This is a genomic window from Providencia sp. CIM-Carb-044, assembly GCF_033901115.1.
In the GTDB taxonomy this organism is placed as follows: domain Bacteria; phylum Pseudomonadota; class Gammaproteobacteria; order Enterobacterales; family Enterobacteriaceae; genus Providencia; species Providencia hangzhouensis.
The window spans coordinates 358,853-379,335 of record NZ_JAXADV010000002.1 but is presented as its reverse complement, the minus strand read 5'-3'; the positions used below and the strand labels follow the sequence as shown (position 1 = coordinate 379,335).

Below are 20,483 nucleotides of genomic sequence, written 5' to 3'. Positions count from 1 at the left end.
GTTTATCTAATTAAGCTTACATATCTTTACTGCTATGCTTTTATTTATCATGATTATTTGGTAGATGGCGTAATACGTCGTAACAGCTTAAAACAGAACAGTTAATTGAAGTAGGGAGCGGCAGTTATGCGGTTTTAGTGCTAAAGACTGTAGCTATAATAGATAAGGGCTTTTTCTTAGTGCAGGTTAATATAAATAATATATAAAGGATTAAATAAAAACACCCTTATAAAAGGGTGTTTAAAATACATGTTGAGGCTATTAGATTAAGAAATCATCCAAAGATTTGCCTTGTTCTTCAATGGCAACCTTGATTACTGCTGGAGTACGGCCTTGGCCTGTCCAAGTTTTGGTTTCGCCATTTTCATCAACATATTTATATTTAGCTGGACGTGCAGCGCGTTTAGCACGAGTGCTAGTGCTTTTACCTGAATCCATTGTTTGCAGAAGGTCATTTAAATCTACGCCTTGCTCAAGGATCATTTCACGAACTTTTTCCAATTTACGGTTACGTTCTTCTAATTCCGCGCGAGCTTGGCTTTCTTCATCACGACGTTCTTCAACAACGACGGTTAATTTTTCCAGCATTTCTTCTAAAGATTCTAAAGTTACTTCGCGAGCTTGAGCACGAAGAGTACGGATGTTATTTAACGCTTTTAATGATTCGCTCATTTTCCTGGTCTCAAATTATTTGTTGGCATGTGTACAGTAATAATAGAATGCTATTTTAAATTCTGCAATAGCTAAATTACATCCTTAGTTTAAAAGTAATCTTTAACGAATGCAATTTTTTTACAAAAGAAAAATAAACTTTTCGTAGATATATATATAGCTATTATCAATAACTGAACTAAACGAAAAATAGGAATAAGCTAAAATCTTAGTGATTAAATAATTCAAAAAAGAAGAGGAGGGTCTCATTTTACTTTTACTCGGAATGAATTGAAGGGATAGACTCGCTTAAATTTTCTTTTTTTGATGATGTTTTTTAGCGGAATGTGCTTTAGTTGAAACTGTTTATAGTTAATATCAAATTGGTTTTTTTGCCCGCAAGCTAAGCAATATTTGCAATAAGGTATAAGCAATAAGGTATAAACTGAACTGGGAAAAGTTCAATTTTCAATAAGTAAACAGCATCTACACCATTATTGTTAATCCTAAAGCTAGTTTTATGGTAAAATTATTACGTATATTAATTTTGAGGGAACAGCCAAATGGCTCAGCTTTACTTTTATTATTCAGCTATGAATGCGGGAAAATCAACGTCATTATTGCAATCATCGTATAACTATAATGAAAGAGGGATGCGTACGGTTATTTTTACAGCAGAGATAGATAACCGTTTTGAACAAGGAAAAGTCTCATCGCGCATAGGCTTATCAGCGGAAGCGTTATTATACTCAACAACAACAAATATGGCTGAACTGATAAAAAAAGAAAATAGTGAACAAAAAGTCCATTGTGTTCTTATTGATGAATGCCAATTCCTAACAAAAAAACAAGTTGAAGAATTATGTGACATAGTTGATAACGAGGATATTCCAGTTTTATGCTATGGGTTGCGTACCGATTTTGCAGGGCAATTATTTGAGGGCAGCCAATACTTGCTTGCTTGGGCTGATAAATTAGTTGAGCTAAAAACAGTTTGTTATTGCGGACGTAAGGCGAGTAAGGTATTGCGTATAGGAAGTGATGGGGTGCCTGTATATGAAGGCCTACAAGTCGATATAGGCGGTAATGAAAAGTATATCTCTGTTTGTCGTAAACACTATTCAGAAGCAATAAAACAGGCTCAGTTGATGAATGAAGGTGTTATACCTAAGAAACCACTCCATTTTAGGTAAACAGAAATAATCTAGTGTAGAGAATAAAACAGGATTCAGTTATCGGATATTATGGCTATTAATGATATAACTCAGTGAGTTAAATCATTTTATATGATATTGATTTCTACATTTTTATAGCAATTGATTTTAAATAACGAAACAAAAGGCACTGCAATTATTGCAGTGCCTTTATTTTTAAATTATGTGCTAAACATTATTTCTTAGTGTTTTTCTTTTCTGCTTCTTTTTTTACGGTTGATTTTTTCTGAGGGGCTTTTTTTTCCTCTTTTTCAATCACAAGCGCGTCTTGGTGCTCAACAAATTCGCGACCATAATAGGAATCCAGTAATAGCTGTTTAATTTCAGAAATTAAAGGATAACGAGGGTTAGCTCCTGTACATTGGTCATCAAACGCATCTTCAGAAAGTTTATCTACGCGAGCTAAGAAGTCAGCTTCAGTAACACCAGTCTCACGAATAGATTTAGGAATACCTAAATCGGCTTTCATTTCCTCCAACCATGTGAGTAATTTTTCAATTTTCGCAGCAGTACGATCTCCGACGTTAGTGAGTCCCAAATGATCCGCAATTTCTGCATATTGGCGGCGCGCATGAGGGCGGTCGTACTGGCTAAATGCAGTTTGTTTTGTTGGGTTATCATTAGCATTGAAACGGATAACGTTACAAATTAATAGAGCATTAGCGAGACCATGAGGAATATGGAATTCTGAGCCAAGTTTGTGTGCCATTGAATGACATACACCTAGGAATGCGTTTGCAAATGCAATACCGGCAAGTGTCGCACCGTTGTGTACGCGTTCTCTGGCTACAGGATTTTTAGCACCTTCATGGTAACTTGCTGGTAAATAATCTTTTAATAAGCTTAGTGCTTTAAGTGCTTGACCATCAGTAAACTCGTTAGCTAAAACAGAAACATAAGCTTCTAACGCATGGGTGACAGCATCTAAACCACCGAAAGCAGTTAAAGATTTAGGCATATTCATGACTAAGTTGGCATCAACAATGGCCATATTTGGCGTTAATGCATAATCTGCTAATGGATATTTTTGGCCCGTTTTATCATCAGTCACTACAGCAAATGGGGTGACCTCAGAACCTGTACCTGAAGTTGTTGTGATAGCAACTAATTTAGCCTTAACGCCCATTTTAGGGAAGCGGTGGATACGTTTACGTATATCCATGAAACGTAATGCTAATTCCTCAAAATGAGTCTCTGGGTGTTCATACATGACCCACATGATTTTAGCCGCATCCATTGGTGAACCACCACCTAATGCAATGATTACATCAGGTTGGAATGCTTGCATTTGTGCTGCGCCTTTACGGACAACAGTTAATGTTGGGTCTGCCTCAACTTCAAAGAAAACGTCAGTTTCAATGTGATGTTTTTTGAGAACGTTAACCACTTCATCAACATAACCATTATTGAACAGATAGCCATCGGTTACGATAAAGGCGCGTTTTGCACCATCAGTTGCAATCTCTTCAAGGGCGATAGGTAGACAACCACGGCGGAAGTAGATTGAGTTCGGAAGTTTATGCCACAACATATTTTCAGCTCTCTTCGCCACAGTTTTGGTATTGATTAGGTGTTTTGGACCCACGTTTTCAGAGATGGAGTTACCACCCCAAGAACCACAACCTAGAGTAAGAGAAGGGGCTAATTTAAAGTTATAAAGGTCTCCGATACCACCTTGAGATGCTGGCGTATTGATTAAAATACGCGCTGTTTTCATTTTTTGGCCAAAATAGTTAACGCGTTCGTGTTGGTTATCTTGGTCAGTGTATAAACAAGAGGTATGACCGATCCCGCCCATTTCGACAAGTTGTTCTGCTTTGGCAACCGCGTCTTCAAAGTTTTTACCACGGTACATTGCTAATAATGGTGAAAGTTTTTCATGTGCGAACGGTTCTGACTCATCGATGCTTTTTACTTCACCAATTAATATTTTAGTGGTCTTTGGCACGGTAATACCGGCCATTTCAGCAATTTTATAAGCAGGTTGGCCAACAATAGCGGCATTTAAGTTACCATTTTTTAAAATGATATCTTGAACCGCTTTAAGCTCTTTTCCTTGTAGCAGGTAACCACCATGACTTGAAAAACGCTCGCGAACTTGATTGTAGATTTCATCAACGACTACAACGGATTGTTCAGATGCACAAATAACTCCGTTATCGAATGTTTTTGACATCAAGATAGACGCGACAGCACGCTTAATATCTGCGGTTTCATCAATAACGACAGGGGTGTTACCAGCACCAACACCAATTGCAGGTTTTCCAGAACTATAAGCAGCTTTGACCATGCCTGGTCCACCGGTCGCTAAAATCAGGTTAATATCAGGGTGGTGCATTAAAGCGTTGGATAGCTCAACAGAAGGGGAATCAATCCAACCAATAATATCTTTCGGCGCACCAGCTGCAATCGCAGCATCAAGCACAATTTGTGCCGCGCGGTTGGTAGCAATTTTAGCGCGAGGGTGTGGGGAAAATATAATAGCATTGCGCGTTTTTAAGCTAATAAGTGATTTAAAAATCGCGGTTGAAGTTGGGTTAGTTGTTGGCACAATACCACAGATAATACCAATCGGCTCAGCAATGGTGATTGTCCCAAATGTTGGGTCTTCAGATAGCGTGCCGCAGGTCTTTTCGTCTTTATAAGCATTGTAGATGTACTCTGAAGCGAAGTGGTTTTTAATTACTTTATCTTCAACAATACCCATTCCAGATTCTTCGACAGCAAGTTTTGCTAGAGGGATACGTGCATCAGCAGCAGCGAGAGCCGCGGCTCTAAAGATTTCATCAACTTTTTCTTGGGAAAAAGTAGCGAATTCACGTTGAGCTTTTTTGACACGAGCAACGAGTTCATTGAGTTCGGTAACGTTAGTTACGGACATATAGATTACTCCTGATAAATGTTAAACTTTTTAAGCCAATGAGCAATGCATCGATAGAACAAGGAAATGCTTAAAGATAAAAGTATAGATGTTATCTATAATAACGCTGCTCATGATCGCCTATTGGCTTAAAAACCTTATTCCGTACTGAGTTAATATCCTAATTAGCTCTGTCTATCAGTTAAGAGTAGATTAACAAAACGGTAATTAAATAAAGTGATCTAGGTCACGAAAATGTCAGGCTGACTCCTTTCAGCACGTGTATTTATGCACAAGTTGAATAAATGTTGTTCATCTATTACTTAATTTAATATTATCAAAACAACTTGTGCAGATAATTTATGTATATCTAACTAAATACTAAGCAAATTTAGCAAGTTAAAGAAAATATTGTTTTGCTCAAGGAAATTAATGACATCGGTGGTAAAATTATAAAAGATATCAATAAATCTCTAAAGAGAACTGCTTAAGGAAATGAATGGGTGAGTAGCGCATTACTTGATTTATCGGGATATATTAAATTTTTTATTGGTTTGTTTGCACTCGTAAACCCAGTTGGCATATTGCCTGTGTTTATTAGTATGACAAACTATCAAAGTAATGCGGGGAGAAATAAAACCAATACTATTGCAAATACATCAGTTGCTATCATTTTATGTACATCACTATTAATTGGTGACTCAATATTGCAATTGTTTGGTATCTCAATTGATTCTTTCCGTATTGCTGGTGGGATCTTGATCGTCACAATAGCGATGTCAATGATCAGCGGTAAAATTGGGGAAGACAAACAAAATAAACAAGAAAAAACAGAAACTGCGGTTAGAGATAGCATTGGTGTTGTGCCTTTGGCTTTACCCCTAATGGCAGGGCCTGGTGCAATAAGTTCTTGTATTGTTTGGTCATCTCGCTGGCATGGGTGGCAAAACTTTTTAGGCTTAGCGTTGACGAGTATCGCATTTGCCTTTTGTTGTTGGCTATTATTCCGCTCAGCGTCTTTATTGGTTCGTTACTTAGGTCAAACAGGGATCAACGTAGTAACGCGTATCATGGGTCTATTACTGATGTCATTGGGTATAGAGTTTATTGTGACAGGTGTTAAGGCCATATTCCCGGGCTTATTGTAATCTAATCTCTTTTCTTTTAATGGCTGCAAACTATATCTATTTGCAGCCATACCTGCCGCTAATTACCTCATATTACACACATCAATTTTGCTATACAGATAGCACATTTCTCTTTCTTAAATGGCTTAATAAAACTTTAGCTATTAATAATCACACATAAAAAAAATGATACCTGTAATTATATGTGGCATTTTTTGCTAAAACAGGGATAAAAAGTAAGGAATTGTGAGCTACGTAAATTTATTCACTATTCTAATTGGTGTTTGTTAATGATATGTTTGGAAAATAGCTTGGAGGTTATTTTATGGTGGATAGCTAAATTGATTTTAGTGTATTGAAATATAAGAAAAATTAAAATTTCACGTCTATTTTTTTAAAATTTACTTAAAATTTTTAACTGTTCAATGTTAATTAATTGTTTTAATTGTTTGAGTTCATGAAGTGGATTGCCCATAAGGAAATAGCGGTACCAGGGCTTAAATATCAGCGTAAAGATGGCTGCAAATGAGGTTATAGCGCTATTGATGAATCATGAGGGATAGAATGTTCAAATCAACACTTGGTTTTGGTGTACTTTCTTTATTAGTTGTTACATTACAGGCTAGTGCCACGGAAAAAGTAAAACAGGTTATTACAATTAACAATGGCTCAGAAGTGACATCACTTGATCCCCATAAAGTGGAAGGGGTTCCTGAAGGCAATGTGATATTAAACTTATTAGAAGGTTTAGTGTATACCGATATAGACGGTAAAGCAGTTCCTGGGGTTGCTAAAAGTTGGAGTAATGAAAATTTCACTACGTGGACTTTTACTTTGCGGGAAGATGCAAAGTGGAGTGATGGCACACCTGTAACCGCTGAAGATTTTGTGTATAGCTGGCAGCGTTTATCTGACCCAAATACTGGCTCCCCATACTCCAGTTATTTACAGAATGCGTATATTTTAAATGCAGATGCGATTTTAGCGGGAAAAATGCCGGCAACAGCGCTGGGTGTGAAAGCGCTTGACCCGCAACATTTACAAGTTACGTTGAGCCACCCAGTGCCTTATTTCGTTGATATGCTTTCTCATACGTCTATGAAGCCCGTGAATAAGTCAGCAATTCAACGACATGGTGATAAATGGACCCAACCCAAGAATTTTATTGGAAATGGGGCATACGTATTGGATAACTGGGTAGTAAATGAACGTATTGTTATCAAACGAAATCCATTTTATTGGGATAACCCAAATAGCCGTATTGAGCAAGCGACCTTTTTAGCGATTAGCTCCGAAGTGAGTGATATTAACCGTTACCGTAGCGGTGAAATTGATATTTCTAACTCTGCAATCCCACCTGTTTTATATAAAAAAATGCAGCAAGAGAGGCCGAATGAATTGTATGTTCGGCCTTATTTGTGCACGTTCTATTATGAGATAAATAATCAAAAAGCCCCGTTTAATGACCCAAGAGTGCGTGAAGCAATAAAGTTAGGATTAGATAGAGAAACAATAACCAATAAAATTATCGCTCAAGGGCAAAAAGTCGCTTATGGCTTTACGCCAAGTTTTATTAATAATGGTAATTTTACCTTACCGGAATGGGCAAATTTATCAGCAGAACAACGTTATCAACGTGCTAAAGATTTGCTTGCTGAGGCCGGATATACTAAAGAAAACCCATTGAAATTTGCTTTACTGTACAACACATCAGATCAAAATAAGCAGCAAGCTATTGTTGCGGCGTCCATGTGGCAGAAAAATATTGGTGCGCAAGTGACGCTGCAAAACCAAGAATGGAAAACATCATTACAAAGCCGCCATGAAGGAAATTATGATGTTGCCAGAGCAACGTGGTGTGCCGATTACAACGAGCCAACCGCATTTTTGAACATGATGCTGTCTCAAAATAGTAATAATACCACTTTTTATAATAATCCAGCGTTTGATGCCTTGCTTGAGCAAGCGCTAACAGCACCGGACTCTTCATCTCGCCATACAATTTACCAGCAAGCGGAAGCCTTGCTAGACAATGATTCGGCTATTGTTCCTGTTTATTATCGCGTCAGTGCTCGAATGATAAAACCGAGTGTTCGTGGATTTAAAGGTAATGACCCTCTTGATTATACGGATATTAAACGGTTATATATAAGTGAACCTAATTAATAATATCTAAATAATTATAAAAAGTGTTCATCTACTGGGTGAACATGTATCAACACACAATCATAATAATTATGTATGGGAGTAACCGATAAGATGAGTAAGTTAATCAATAAATCGATTATTGCGCTTAGCGTAACGGCTGGGCTGGCAATGGGCTCTATAGCAACAAGTTTTGCAGCAACGGTTCCTGCGGGCGTTGAACTGGCTGAAAAGCAAGTGATGGTTCGCAACAACGGTTCTGAGCCGCAATCGTTAGACCCTCATAAAATAGAAGGGGTGCCGGAATCTGCTTTAGCAAGAGACCTTTTCGAAGGGATCACAATAGTGGGGCCTGATGGCGAAATTTTACCTGGCTCGGCAACAAGCTGGGAAAATAAAGATTTTACAGAGTGGACATTTAAAATTCGCGATGGCGCGAAATGGTCTAATGGTGACCCTGTCACGGCAGAAGATTTTGTGTATAGTTGGCGACGATTGGCTGACCCTGATACTGCATCGCCTTATGCAAGCTATTTACAATATGCCCATATTAGTAATATTGACGATGTTATCGCTGGGAAGAAAAAACCTGAAGAACTTGGTATTAAAGCTCTTGATGACAAAACTTTAGTTATTACACTGAGTGAAGCCGTTCCTTATATTCCTAAATTATTAGCTCACTCATCCATGTCGCCAGTCAATAAAAAAGTCATTGAGCAACATGGTGCTAAGTGGACGCAACCACAAAACTTTGTAGGTAATGGAGCATATAAATTAAAGGATTGGACGGTAAACGAACGTATTGTATTAGAGCGTAGCCCAAGCTATTGGGATAATGCGAATACCATTATTGACCAAGTGACTTTTTTACCGATTTCTTCAGAAGTCACTGATGTAAACCGCTACCGCAGTGGCGAAATTGATATGACATACAGTAACTTACCTATTGAGCAGTTCAAAAGTTTACAGCAAAACATGCCGAATGAGTTACGTGTGAACCCATATCTATGTATTTATTATTATGAAATTAATAATGAAAAACCGCCATTTAATGACCCTCGTGTTCGTGAAGCATTAAAACTATCTATGGATAGAGATACGATTACGTATAAAGTCAAAGCCCAAGGGGATATTCCTGCGTATGGGTTCACTCCACCATTTACCAGTGGAATGAAAACAGAAAAACCGGATTGGTATGCGAATATGACCCAAGAGCAGCGTAATGAAAAAGCGAAACAGCTGCTAGAAGAGGCGGGATATAACAAAGCCAACCCTCTAAAATTCAATTTATTGTATAATACTTCAGACTTACATAAGCGTATTGCCATCGCCGCTTCTTCTATGTGGAAGAAAAATATTGGCGCAGAAGTGAAACTAGAAAATCAGGAATGGAAAACATTCTTAGATAGCCGACATCAAGGTAACTATGATGTGGCACGCGCAGGCTGGTGTGCGGATTATAACGAACCTTCATCTTTCCTCAATATGTTACTTTCCTACAGCAGTAATAATACTGTTCATTATAAAAATACAGATTTTGATGCAGTGATGAAAAAAACATTGCAAGTCAAAACGGATGATGAACGTGCTGAACTCTATCAACAAGCCGAAAAATTACTCGATAAAGACTCAGGTATTGTTCCTCTTTACTACTATGTTAATACGCGTTTAGTGAAACCTTATGTGGGGGGGTATAGTGGCAAAGATCCATTAGATAACCTGCATACTAAAGATCTGTACATTATTAAACACTAATATAGTTGTTCTGGCTCCATTTATTGGAGCCAGATGTTCGCCTATTTAGGCAATAGAAGTAGGAAAGAGCGATGTTGAAATTTATTATTCGTCGGTTGTTAGAAGCCATTCCGACTCTTTTGGTTCTGATTACCATTTCATTTTTTATGATGCGATTAGCCCCAGGGAGCCCGTTTACGGGTGAACGGAAATTGCCACCGGAAGTGATGGCAAATATTGAAGCTAAATATCATTTAAATGATCCCATGTATAAGCAGTATTTTAATTATTTAATTCAGCTTTCCAAAGGTGACTTTGGCCCATCATTTAAATACAAGGACTACAGTGTTAATGATTTAGTGGCTAAAGCATTTCCTGTTTCTGCAAAATTAGGGGCAACGGCATTCATTGTTGCTGTTCTATTTGGGGTCTCTGCAGGGGTGATAGCCGCACTCAACCAAAATACCAAATGGGACTTTACAGTCATGGGGTTTGCCATGACGGGGGTTGTTATCCCAAGCTTTGTTGTGGCACCTCTATTGGTGCTGATTTTTGCCATTCATTTGAAATGGTTCCCTGGTGGTGGGTGGGATGGTGGAAACCTAAAACACATGGTGCTACCAATGGTTGCACTTTCACTTGCTTATATTGCAAGTATTTCCCGTATTACACGCGGTTCAATGATCGAAATTATGCATTCTAATTTTATTCGTACTGCACGTGCTAAAGGGTTACCACTAAGAACTATCATTTTACGCCATGCGCTTAAACCAGCGTTGCTTCCTGTGCTTTCCTATATGGGTCCCGCTTTTGTGGGGATTATTACTGGCTCGATGGTAATTGAAACTATTTTTGGGTTACCGGGGATCGGTCAGCTCTTTGTTAACGGCGCACTTAATCGTGATTACTCACTGGTATTGAGTTTAACAATTTTAGTTGGGGTACTGACAATTACGTTTAATGCGATTGTCGATGTTTTGTACGCAGTTATTGACCCTAAAATTCGTTATTAAGTCGGAGAAACACGATGCTATCGAACCAAAAAAATAGTGAAGCTCTGGCAAACTTTTCAGAGCAGCTAGATATTGAAGGGCGCAGTTTATGGCAAGATGCAAGGCGCCGTTTTATGCACAACCGTGCGGCAATATTTAGCTTATGCGTATTGTTGTTAATTACTCTATTTGTGATTTTTGCTCCTATGATGTCGCCTTTTTTGTACGACGACACCGATTGGGAAATGATGTCAATGCCACCGGATATGGCAACCGGGCATTATTTTGGTACGGATGCTTCAGGCCGAGACCTATTAGTGCGTGTCGCGATAGGTGGGCGAATTTCCTTAATGGTAGGGGTTGCCGCAGCCTTAGTCGCAGTCGTGGTAGGCACTTTATACGGTTCATTAGCGGGTTATGTGGGTGGAAAAGTGGATTCCATCATGATGCGTATATTAGAAATTTTAAATTCCTTCCCATTTATGTTTTTTGTGATCCTCCTTGTCACGTTGTTTGGGACCAATATTTTACTGATATTTGTGGCGATAGGAATGGTGTCTTGGTTGGATATGGCGCGTATTGTTCGCGGACAAACACTCGGATTAAAGCGTAAGGAATTTATTGAGGCAGCGCTTGTTTGTGGTGTTAGTACGCGGCAGATTATTCTACGTCATATTGTACCTAACGTTTTAGGTGTAGTAGTCGTTTACGCGTCATTATTAGTTCCAAGTATGATTTTGTTTGAATCATTCTTAAGCTTTTTAGGTTTAGGCACACAAGAGCCGTTAAGTAGCTGGGGAGCGTTATTAAGTGATGGGGCGAACTCAATGGAAGTGACGCCATGGTTGCTACTGATACCAGCCGGTTTCTTAGTCATTACGCTATTTTGTTTTAACTTCATCGGTGACGGGCTACGAGATGCGCTCGACCCGAAAGATCGCTAGAGGGAATAATATGTTAAATAACTCAATGAAAAGCCCTCTGTTATCCGTGAAAGATCTCAGTGTGACATTTGCAACTCAAGATGGTGAGGTTACCGCCGTAAACAAATTGAACTTTGAATTAAGTGCGGGGGAAACGCTTGGCATAGTTGGTGAATCAGGCTCAGGAAAATCACAAACTGCTTTCGCACTCATGGGCTTACTCGCCAAAAATGGCAGAATTAATGGCTCTGCCATGTTTAATGGCCGTGAGATTTTGAATTTAAGAGAAAAAGAATTAAACCGTATGCGAGCGGAAGAGATTTCAATGATTTTTCAAGACCCAATGACATCATTGAACCCTTATTTGAAAATTGGTACACAGCTGTCGGAAGTTCTCATGTTACATAAAGGCATGAGTAAAAGAGAAGCTTTCGAAGAATCAGTTCGTATGTTAGATGCCGTTAAAATGCCTGAGGCACGTAAGCGTATGAATATGTATCCACATGAGTTTTCAGGAGGAATGAGACAACGCGTCATGATTGCAATGGCCCTGTTATGCCAACCAAAGCTGTTAATTGCTGACGAACCCACGACAGCACTTGATGTGACTGTACAAGCGCAAATCATGACGTTGCTCAATGAGTTAAAACAAGAGTTTGATACTGCAATTATTTTGATCACCCACGACCTTGGGGTCGTCGCAGGGGTATGCGATAAAGTCCTAGTGATGTATGCAGGACGTACGATGGAGTACGGTACTGCGAAGGATATCTTTTATCATCCATCTCATCCATATTCACTTGGCTTGTTAGCTGCTGTTCCGCGCCTCGATGGTGATGACGAAAGTTTAGCTACCATTCCCGGCAATCCGCCTAATTTATTACGTTTACCCAAAGGCTGCCCATTTTCACCTCGTTGCCAATATGCAGTTCAGCAATGTGTTGACCAAGAACCTGCATTAACCACATTTGGTCAAACGCGGTTACGTGCCTGCTTTAAGCCACTGGAGGAATTGGTATGAGTACCCATGAAAATAGGCCAGTTTTACTCGAAGTGAATGACCTTAAAGTCCATTTTGAGATTCGAGATAAAAAACAGTGGTTTTGGCAACCAAACAAAAGCCTTAAAGCGGTAGATGGCGTAACACTTCGTTTATATGAAGGTGAAACATTAGGTGTAGTCGGGGAATCAGGGTGCGGTAAATCCACTTTTGCTCGAGCACTTATTGGGTTAGTTAAAGCGACGGATGGTACGGTAAGTTGGCTTGGGCAGAATTTATTAGGTAAAACTGATAAAGAGTGGCGCAGTGTTCGCAGTGATATTCAAATGATTTTCCAAGATCCACTGGCTTCGCTTAATCCGCGAATGACCATCGGTGACATTATCGCTGAGCCATTAAAAACCTATCATCCTAAAATGCCACCATCACAAATCACAGAAAAAGTGAAAAAAATGATGATGCGGGTTGGCTTATTACCAAATTTGATTAACCGCTACCCCCATGAGTTTTCGGGAGGGCAATGCCAGCGTATTGGTATCGCAAGAGCATTGATTTTAGAACCTAAACTCGTGATTTGCGATGAGCCAGTTTCTGCATTAGACGTGTCAATTCAAGCACAAGTTGTTAATTTATTGCAAGAATTACAACGCGAAATGAAATTATCGCTAATCTTTATCGCGCACGATTTGGCGGTTGTTAAGCATATTTCTGACCGTGTCTTAGTGATGTACTTGGGGCATGCCGTAGAGCTTGGTACCTATGATGAGGTATACAATAATCCCTTACATCCTTATACACGCGCATTGATGTCAGCAGTGCCCGTTCCTGATCCCGATAAAGAAAAAAATAAGGTAATAGAACTTTTAGAGGGTGAATTGCCATCACCCATTAACCCACCTTCAGGTTGCGTATTTAGAACCCGTTGCCCATTAGCGGATGAAGAGTGTGCAAAAACAAGGCCATTATTAGAAGGGAGTTTCAAACATGCGGTGTCTTGTTTGAAAATTGACCCATTGTGATTGTTTTCTCGTGATGGGCGAAAGGGAATGGCGTTTAGGGGGCTTCTACTTTAATTAATCCAAAAGGGACGAAATGTCCCTTTTAATCAACTATTTCTTCCAAAAAATATGGTGAAACGGTTTAGAAGGGTGGCGGCTAATTAATACGCGAGCAAAAATATCGTCTAATTCGGCGTCAGGGCTTTGAGCTAATCCAATAACCACTTCACTTAATTGGTTTAAATTAAGCTCTTCAGTAATCATCTCTTGCCAATTAAGGGTAACAGGAACAATTTCTGCGGCACCTAACTCTTCAAACTGCAAAGCAAAAATTAATTGGTCAGCGGGCTCTAAATTATCCATTGCCCCTTCAAGAAAAAGGTCATAAGCCATTTCAATGATGTCATCTTCATCGATTAAAGGTGTATTTTGTATTTCAGTCATGACCTTTCCTAATTAACTTAATTTATAACAATGGGCTAAAGAAGTAGCAAATGCGTTCAACGACACGGTTCCAGAACGGACGTTGTTCCCATTCTTCAATTTCTAAACGAGTTGAACGCGCAATATAATCATACTGAACTAGCGTGAGATCGCTACCAAAACTTTTATCATCAATAACCACTGTTATTTCAAAATTGAGCCATAAACTGCGCATATCAAGATTTACTGAACCAACAAGGCTAAGCTCGCCATCAACCAAAACACTCTTCGAGTGTAATAAACCGTCTTCAAATTGATAAATCTTAACACCAGCAGCTAATAATTCACTGTAAAATGAGCGGCTTGCCCAGCGAACAAGGAATGAGTCATTCTGCCTTGGCATAATAATACTGACGTCGACACCTCGCATTGCTGCTGTACAAATTGCATGCAAAAGGTCATCACTAGGCACAAAATAAGGGGTGGTCATGATCAGTTGTTTGCGCGCAGAGAACATCGCGGTCATCAGTGACTGTTGAATCAACTCATCAGGGAAGCCCGGTCCTGAGGCGATAATTTGTGTTGTATGCCCATTCGCTTGTTCAAAAGGCATAATATTACTGTCAGGCGGTGGTGGAAGTACGCGTTGGCCGGTTTCCATTTCCCAGTCAAAAGCATACACGATACCTAATGTGGTACTCACAGGGCCTTCCATACGTACTAAAATGTCAACCCATTCACCAACCCCTGAATCTTGTTTAAAATAACGAGGGTCAACCATATTCATACTGCCTGTATATGAAATATAGTTATCGATAACTACTATTTTACGATGTTGACGTAAATCCATTCGACGCAAGAAGAAACGCATCAAATTAACTTTTAATGACTCTACAAACTCAATACCTGCAGCACGCATTTTTTCGGGGTAATCGCTACGGAAAAAATGCCAACTTCCCGCGGAGTCCACCATAATCCGGCACTTAACACCGCGTTTAGCGGCATTAAGTAAGGCTTCGGTAACACCGTCGACTAAACCACCCGGTTGCCAAATATAGAAGACCATTTCAATCGAGTGCTGGGCATTGTTGATGTCGTTGACTATCGCTTTTAATGAGTCTTCACAGGTAGTTAAAAGTTGAATTCTATTGCCTTTAACACCAGCAATACCTTGGCGTTTTTCAACTAACTGAAATAATGGTTCAGCGACGGGGCTATTATCAGTGGCGAAGATATGTTTTGAAGTTCGTAAGTTTTCTAACCATGTCGCAACGGAAGGCCACATATCATGAGCTTTATCGACTCGACGTTTACCGAGGTGAAGTTCACCGAAGGCGACATAGGCAATAATCCCGACTAATGGCAGAATATAAATGATCAGGAGCCATGTCATGGCTGAGGTGACCGGCCTTCTTTTGACTAAAATGCGGACTGTAATTGCTGCAATAATTAGCCAATATAGGAAGAACAGAAGCCAACTCATAAGTGTATAGACGGTTGCCATAACGGGTCAGATGCCTCACTGATAAGAAAAAGGTTCAAAAAAAGATAGATTAGCTAAAAAAACTGTTAGTAAAATATCAACTTAATAGAATTTAGCAAAATTCTGCAGTAAAAGCTTCGTGAAATAGAGTAATTTGTTAGGAAAAATAGTTTCGTTAATTGATTTTATCATCATGAAATTAAAAGCAGTGCACCGAAATGACATAAAAAGTTCCTCTTGGTTCTTTTTTTCAAAGGAATATAATATTTTTTTCTAATAACTTTTAGACGATAAAAGGACACAATTAAATGAGACGTAGTAGGCATGAAGTAGGGCGTTGGCGTATGTTAAGACAATCCCTACGTCGCCGTAGACGCTGGCTAGAAGGGCATTCAAGGCGAAACATGCGCATCTATGCAATGCGTAAAATTGACATTTACCATCGTCGGCATTCCCTGCTTTTTACCCAATGGATTGAGTAAGGTTATTACAGCGTACACTCACATTTTTCACTTTGTATGACAAACCTTATTGAATATGATTGCTATTTGCATTTAAACTATCAGTCATATTCTTTTTTGGTAGACAGGTGTAGGGTAGAAATTGCATATGCGTTGGATGCGTTGGACTTTAATTATCGTCGTTTCATTATCTATTCATGCGGGTCTTGCAATGGCATGGATTTTTAATCAACCTAACTTGGTCAGAGACCCTGAACCATTGACGATTTCTATGATTGCTTTTGCCGCCCCTGATCCCGTTGAGCAGGTTGAAACACCGGTAGAGCCAGAACCAGAGCCCGTTATAGAACCTGAACCCGAACCGGTAGTTGAACCTGTTATTGCATTACCCAAGAAGAAACCTGAGGTAAAGAAAAAGCCTAAGCCAAAACAGGAAGAAAAGAAAAAAATTAAAGAAGATGTTAAGCCAGTTGAAAAGCAATTGGCGATGAATAATCTTAAATCAGACGTTACTGCGCCGAAAACGAATAACAGTCCAATTAAAACTGCAAACAATACAGGGGCAAGTAATAGTCAATCGACTAAGAAAGGCGGCCCGAGGGCTCTGCATAAACAAGCTCCTTCCTATCCTGAACGCGCGCGTCGCTTAGGTAAAGAAGGATATGTGAAAGTTCGTTATGATATTGATGATGGTGGACGAGTGACAAATATTGAATTTGTCGAAGCCTCACCTAAAGGTTTATTCGAGCGGGATGTTAAACGTGCAATGAACCGTTGGACTTTTGAAAAGCAACCTGCAAAAGGCTACGTGACTGAAATTTATTTCAAATTAGATGGCACTGTTAGCCAAGTCTAATGGTTAACATTAGGTTGTATAAAAAAGCACCACAGTAATGATGGTGCTTTTTAGTTTTTACATAATGAGTGGAGCAAAAAACTTATGCTTCGTTAGTTTTTTGATCTGAACTCGCTAACTGAAAATGTTGTTTTTCTTTGGGTAATGAACGTGAGGTACTATCATCATTAACTGCGACATAAGTAAATACCGCATCAGTAGCACGGTAACGTTGCCCAACAGGCTCCGTTGCGACTTTTTTTACCCAAACTTCAATATTAATGGTAATTGAGCTTTTTCCTGTTTTTAAGCAACGTGCATAGCAGCAAACAACATCACCAACTGCAACGGGCTTTTGAAACTTAATGCCATTAACTGCCACAGTAACAACTCGTCCGAGCGCTATTTCTTTTGCTAAGATAGCCCCACCAATGTCCATTTGTGACATTAACCAGCCACCAAAAATATCACCATTCGCATTAGTATCTGCGGGCATGGCTAATGTACGTAAAACCAACTCACCGTTCGGCAATTGCATATCTGACTCTTATTAAAAGGGTTATTACTTTTGATTTTGCATTTATAACAAATTACATATGCAATAGTAAACCTGAACCATACAGTTATTGATTGATAATAGCTATTTGATTGAATTGCTGCAAAAATAAGACAAATATGGTACCCATTATTAATAAACGGTGTCTAATTCTTGGTAAAAAGATCAACTTTTGCAAAGAAAAAGCAAGAAGTGTTTTTTATATTTAGTCAATTGATTGAATTGGCTATACTCAATAATATAAATTTTATTGATTAATTTAGAGGTATGAAATGAGATTGTTACTGGCAATATTATTACCTTGGTTGCAATTTTTTACGATAGGGCGCCCCTTTGCTGGGATCATTTGCTTAATTCTACAGATCACGTTAATTGGTTGGCTACCCGCTGCCATATGGTCGGTATACGCATTATCACAGTACAATACAGATAAAAAAATTGAAAAAGCATTTGGTGACAAGCGCTATTAATAAGAAAAAAAACCTGCTAATCGATAGACAATTAGCAGGTTTTTAACTCTAATTTTTAATTATTCTTCGTGTTTTTCTGCAGGCTCTTTAACCATATTTTTAAAAATATAGACCACACTCAGTACTGTAAATATTAATGTTCCCGCTGTCAGACCAAAGACTTTGAAATTCACCCAAATATCTTGCGCCATCCAGAAAGCAACATAAATATTCAGTAATGCGCAGAAAATAAAGAATATTGCCCATGCACTATTGAGTTTGTTCCAATAACTATCTGCTAATTTTATTTCTTGATTACTGCCTAACATGCGCTGAATTAGGGGCTTTTCAGTAAACCATTGGCTAAAGAGTAATGCGCCAGCAAACGCAGCATAGATGATAGTGACTTTCCATTTAATAAATGCATCACTGTGGAAAATAAGGGTTAACGCAGCAAAACTCATCACAATTGCACAGGTGATTTTTGCAACTTTCTCAACTTTTTTATAAATAAGGTAGGTTGCTAATAACGCTAAGGGAGTGGTAACCATTAGTGCGCCACTCGCATAGAAAATATCGTATCTTTTATAGACTATAAAAAAGATTACCAAAGGAATAAAATCAATAAGTTGTTTCATAACAGTGAATACAGCGCCTCAACGTAAAGATAATGGAGTAGTTTAACCGATTTTGGCTTTAATTGTTAAAAGTTTGCACCTTTTTACCAATAAACATGTTTTGTTACCAATCATATTTGCACTATTTTACGATTATTTGACTTACTTCTAGATAAACTTTATTAGTTCGGATATAAGTAATACATAAAATAATTTAACTTGCTAATTTATAGGTACTTTTCTCCCATGATAAAGGCAAAGCTATTTGTCTGGATGCCAGGTTTAAAAACGCTATTTAACTATCAACGTACAGACTTAGGCCCTGATGTTAAAGCGGGTTTGTCTGTCGCTGCAGTTGCTTTGCCAGTGGCTATTGCCTATGCCGAATTAATGGGGGTGAATGCCATTGTCGGATTATACTCATGTATTTTACCGATGTTTTTCTATGCGTTATTTGGTACGTCGAAACAATTGATTATCGGGCCTGATGCCGCAACATGTGCTGTAATTGCAGCCGCAGTCGCACCACTCGCAATGGGGGATGAAACCGTTCGTTGGCAACTGATTATTGTCATGAGTTTTATGACTGGGGTTTGGTGCTTGATTGCAGCAAGGTTTCGTTTAGGTACCTTTGCTGATTTTTTATCGAGACCGATATTGCAAGGTTTATTAAATGGGGTAGCTCTTACGATTATAGTCAGCCAAATCAGTAAAATATTTGGTATTACGACTTTACCTTCAGGGTTTATTGAACGCTTAATAGCGTTTCCATTAGCGCTAATGGAAACACATATTCCGACATTATTAGTAGCTATTGCAACATTGGTAATCACCTTAGTGATTAAACGAGTAAGGAGTAAGTGGCCGTCCCTATTAATTGCAATGGTTTTGGCTACAGCAGCCAGTATTCTATTTAATCTTGAGCAATATGGCATTAGCACGGTTGGGGATTTAGGTGAAGGACTTCCTTATATACCTATGCCTGATTTTCCGCCAGGGTTACTCAGAGATCTTGTCATTCCATCATTAAACTTAGCAGTGATTAGCTTTGTAAGCTTTATGATGACAGCGCGAAGTTTTGCAAGCAAAAATGGCTATACCGTGGATGCAGACCAAGAATTAAGAGCATTAGGAATGGCAAATATTGCTTCTGCTTTTGGCCAAGGTTTTGCAGTGAGTGCTGCGAGCAGCCGTACAGCAGTTAATGATATGATGGGAGGGAAAACACAGTTGGTTTCCCTCGTTGCCGCGGTGACCATCTTAGCTGTTTTACTTTTTTCTATGAATTTATTGGAATATATCCCTATGCCTGCTTTAGGGATGGTTTTAATTATTTCAACTTATTCCTTGCTCAGTTTCCGCAGTATTTTATCAATGCGTAAACGCAATAGAGAAGCTTTTTTCTTATGTGTTTTTACTTTATGCGCAGTGTTGGTAGTTGGTTTGATTAGTGGTGTAGGCTTAGCCGTTTTATTAGGTTTATTACAGTTTATCCGAATTATATTTAGGCCAACAGATCAACTATTAGGCGTTGATGAGCATGGTATGTTGCACTCGATGACATCAGAAAATGATATTCAAGAAGTTGATGGTGTCCTAATTTATCGTTTCAATTCTCCGCTTACCTATTTTAATGTGAATTACTTTAAAGAGCGGCTAAATAAACATTTAGATAATCAACGTAAAAGACCCGCTTGGGTGATTGTTGATGCTGCTGTCAGCTTTACGCATAATGATGTGAGCGTATTTTCCACATTGAATGATATTGTGACATCTTTGAAGGCGAAAGGGGTGACTTTGGTATTAGCTGGGCGTAGAACTTCTCTTAATCGTTGGTTAGAACAAAATAAAATCAACCGTTCAGATGATGATTTATTAGTGGTACCGGATATTTATTTTGCGATCCGTTTAATTCAAAGTAAGCAGCAAATTCAAATGAAATGTGTGGAAGGAAGAAAGACACAAGAGAGCGGGAAGGACCCAGGCTCATTAGAATATGATTGCTAAAATCGAAT

18 protein-coding genes are annotated in these 20,483 nt (G+C 38.8%); 12 read left to right on the top strand and 6 right to left on the bottom strand.

The window, feature by feature from the left end:
• Positions 1–261 precede the first annotated feature (261 nt).
• A complete protein-coding gene (gene hns, locus SJ312_RS05040) occupies positions 262–672 on the bottom strand; it encodes a histone-like nucleoid-structuring protein H-NS (RefSeq protein WP_004254106.1) in 411 nt (136 codons plus the stop codon).
• Between the two features lie 542 nt (positions 673–1,214).
• Between hns and SJ312_RS05035 the strand changes: the two genes are divergently transcribed.
• Entirely contained in the window at positions 1,215–1,844 is a 630-nt protein-coding gene (locus tag SJ312_RS05035) for a thymidine kinase (RefSeq protein WP_004254108.1), read from the top strand.
• 196 nt (positions 1,845–2,040) lie between these two features.
• Here the strand turns inward: SJ312_RS05035 and adhE are convergent, their stop codons facing one another.
• Positions 2,041–4,746: a bifunctional acetaldehyde-CoA/alcohol dehydrogenase gene (gene adhE, locus SJ312_RS05030; protein ID WP_004254110.1), complete on the bottom strand. Its 2,706-nt coding sequence runs from the start codon at positions 4,744–4,746 to the stop codon at positions 2,041–2,043.
• 482 nt (positions 4,747–5,228) lie between these two features.
• Here adhE and SJ312_RS05025 point away from each other — a divergent pair, with 482 nt between their 5' ends.
• The 7 genes from SJ312_RS05025 to oppF all read left to right on the top strand — a co-directional run bounded on the left by SJ312_RS05025 (position 5,229) and on the right by oppF (position 13,665).
• Complete coding sequence (locus tag SJ312_RS05025; RefSeq protein WP_004254112.1) at positions 5,229–5,873, top strand: YchE family NAAT transporter; 645 nt, start codon at positions 5,229–5,231, stop codon at positions 5,871–5,873.
• Positions 5,874–6,404: 531 nt separating this feature from the next.
• Positions 6,405–8,018: an ABC transporter substrate-binding protein gene (locus SJ312_RS05020; RefSeq protein WP_413776480.1), complete on the top strand. Its 1,614-nt coding sequence runs from the start codon at positions 6,405–6,407 to the stop codon at positions 8,016–8,018.
• A 93-nt stretch (positions 8,019–8,111) separates the two neighbouring features.
• Entirely contained in the window at positions 8,112–9,752 is a 1,641-nt protein-coding gene (oppA, locus tag SJ312_RS05015) for an oligopeptide ABC transporter substrate-binding protein OppA (protein WP_036957693.1), read from the top strand.
• Between the two features lie 71 nt (positions 9,753–9,823).
• On the top strand, positions 9,824–10,744 hold the full coding sequence (oppB, locus tag SJ312_RS05010; protein WP_094960523.1) for an oligopeptide ABC transporter permease OppB: 921 nt from the start codon (positions 9,824–9,826) through the stop codon (positions 10,742–10,744).
• A 14-nt stretch (positions 10,745–10,758) separates the two neighbouring features.
• Entirely contained in the window at positions 10,759–11,667 is a 909-nt protein-coding gene (gene oppC, locus SJ312_RS05005) for an oligopeptide ABC transporter permease OppC (RefSeq protein ID WP_004254117.1), read from the top strand.
• 10 nt (positions 11,668–11,677) lie between these two features.
• On the top strand, positions 11,678–12,667 hold the full coding sequence (locus SJ312_RS05000; RefSeq protein WP_036957694.1) for an ABC transporter ATP-binding protein: 990 nt from the start codon (positions 11,678–11,680) through the stop codon (positions 12,665–12,667).
• Entirely contained in the window at positions 12,664–13,665 is a 1,002-nt protein-coding gene (gene oppF / locus SJ312_RS04995; protein WP_004254119.1) for a murein tripeptide/oligopeptide ABC transporter ATP binding protein OppF, read from the top strand. Before SJ312_RS05000 ends, oppF begins: the two co-directional genes overlap by 4 nt.
• A gap of 90 nt (positions 13,666–13,755) precedes the next feature.
• Here the strand turns inward: oppF and SJ312_RS04990 are convergent, their stop codons facing one another.
• Complete coding sequence (locus tag SJ312_RS04990) at positions 13,756–14,088, bottom strand: HI1450 family dsDNA-mimic protein (RefSeq protein ID WP_004254123.1); 333 nt, start codon at positions 14,086–14,088, stop codon at positions 13,756–13,758.
• A gap of 22 nt (positions 14,089–14,110) precedes the next feature.
• Positions 14,111–15,571, bottom strand: a complete 1,461-nt coding sequence (cls, locus tag SJ312_RS04985) for a cardiolipin synthase (RefSeq protein WP_319867100.1) — start codon at positions 15,569–15,571, stop codon at positions 14,111–14,113.
• Positions 15,572–15,858: 287 nt separating this feature from the next.
• On the opposite strand from cls, the gene SJ312_RS04980 reads away from it, so the two are divergent.
• Both SJ312_RS04980 and SJ312_RS04975 read left to right on the top strand, forming a co-directional pair.
• On the top strand, positions 15,859–16,032 hold the full coding sequence (locus SJ312_RS04980) for a YciY family protein (RefSeq protein WP_004254127.1): 174 nt from the start codon (positions 15,859–15,861) through the stop codon (positions 16,030–16,032).
• 127 nt (positions 16,033–16,159) lie between these two features.
• Positions 16,160–16,867 carry a TonB family protein gene (locus SJ312_RS04975; RefSeq protein ID WP_319867098.1) on the top strand — a complete coding sequence of 236 codons (708 nt, stop codon included), beginning with the start codon at positions 16,160–16,162 and terminating at the stop codon, positions 16,865–16,867.
• An 82-nt stretch (positions 16,868–16,949) separates the two neighbouring features.
• Here the strand turns inward: SJ312_RS04975 and yciA are convergent, their stop codons facing one another.
• Positions 16,950–17,384, bottom strand: coding sequence for an acyl-CoA thioester hydrolase YciA (gene yciA, locus SJ312_RS04970; protein WP_004254136.1), 435 nt, complete (start codon positions 17,382–17,384; stop codon positions 16,950–16,952).
• 290 nt (positions 17,385–17,674) lie between these two features.
• Here yciA and SJ312_RS04965 point away from each other — a divergent pair, with 290 nt between their 5' ends.
• Positions 17,675–17,872 carry a YqaE/Pmp3 family membrane protein gene (locus SJ312_RS04965; protein ID WP_004911118.1) on the top strand — a complete coding sequence of 66 codons (198 nt, stop codon included), beginning with the start codon at positions 17,675–17,677 and terminating at the stop codon, positions 17,870–17,872.
• Between the two features lie 59 nt (positions 17,873–17,931).
• On the opposite strand, the gene SJ312_RS04960 is transcribed toward SJ312_RS04965, so the two are convergent.
• Entirely contained in the window at positions 17,932–18,489 is a 558-nt protein-coding gene (locus SJ312_RS04960) for a septation protein A (protein ID WP_004254142.1), read from the bottom strand.
• Between the two features lie 225 nt (positions 18,490–18,714).
• On the opposite strand from SJ312_RS04960, the gene SJ312_RS04955 reads away from it, so the two are divergent.
• Positions 18,715–20,475: a SulP family inorganic anion transporter gene (locus tag SJ312_RS04955; protein WP_319867096.1), complete on the top strand. Its 1,761-nt coding sequence runs from the start codon at positions 18,715–18,717 to the stop codon at positions 20,473–20,475.
• Positions 20,476–20,483: the final 8 nt, after the last annotated feature.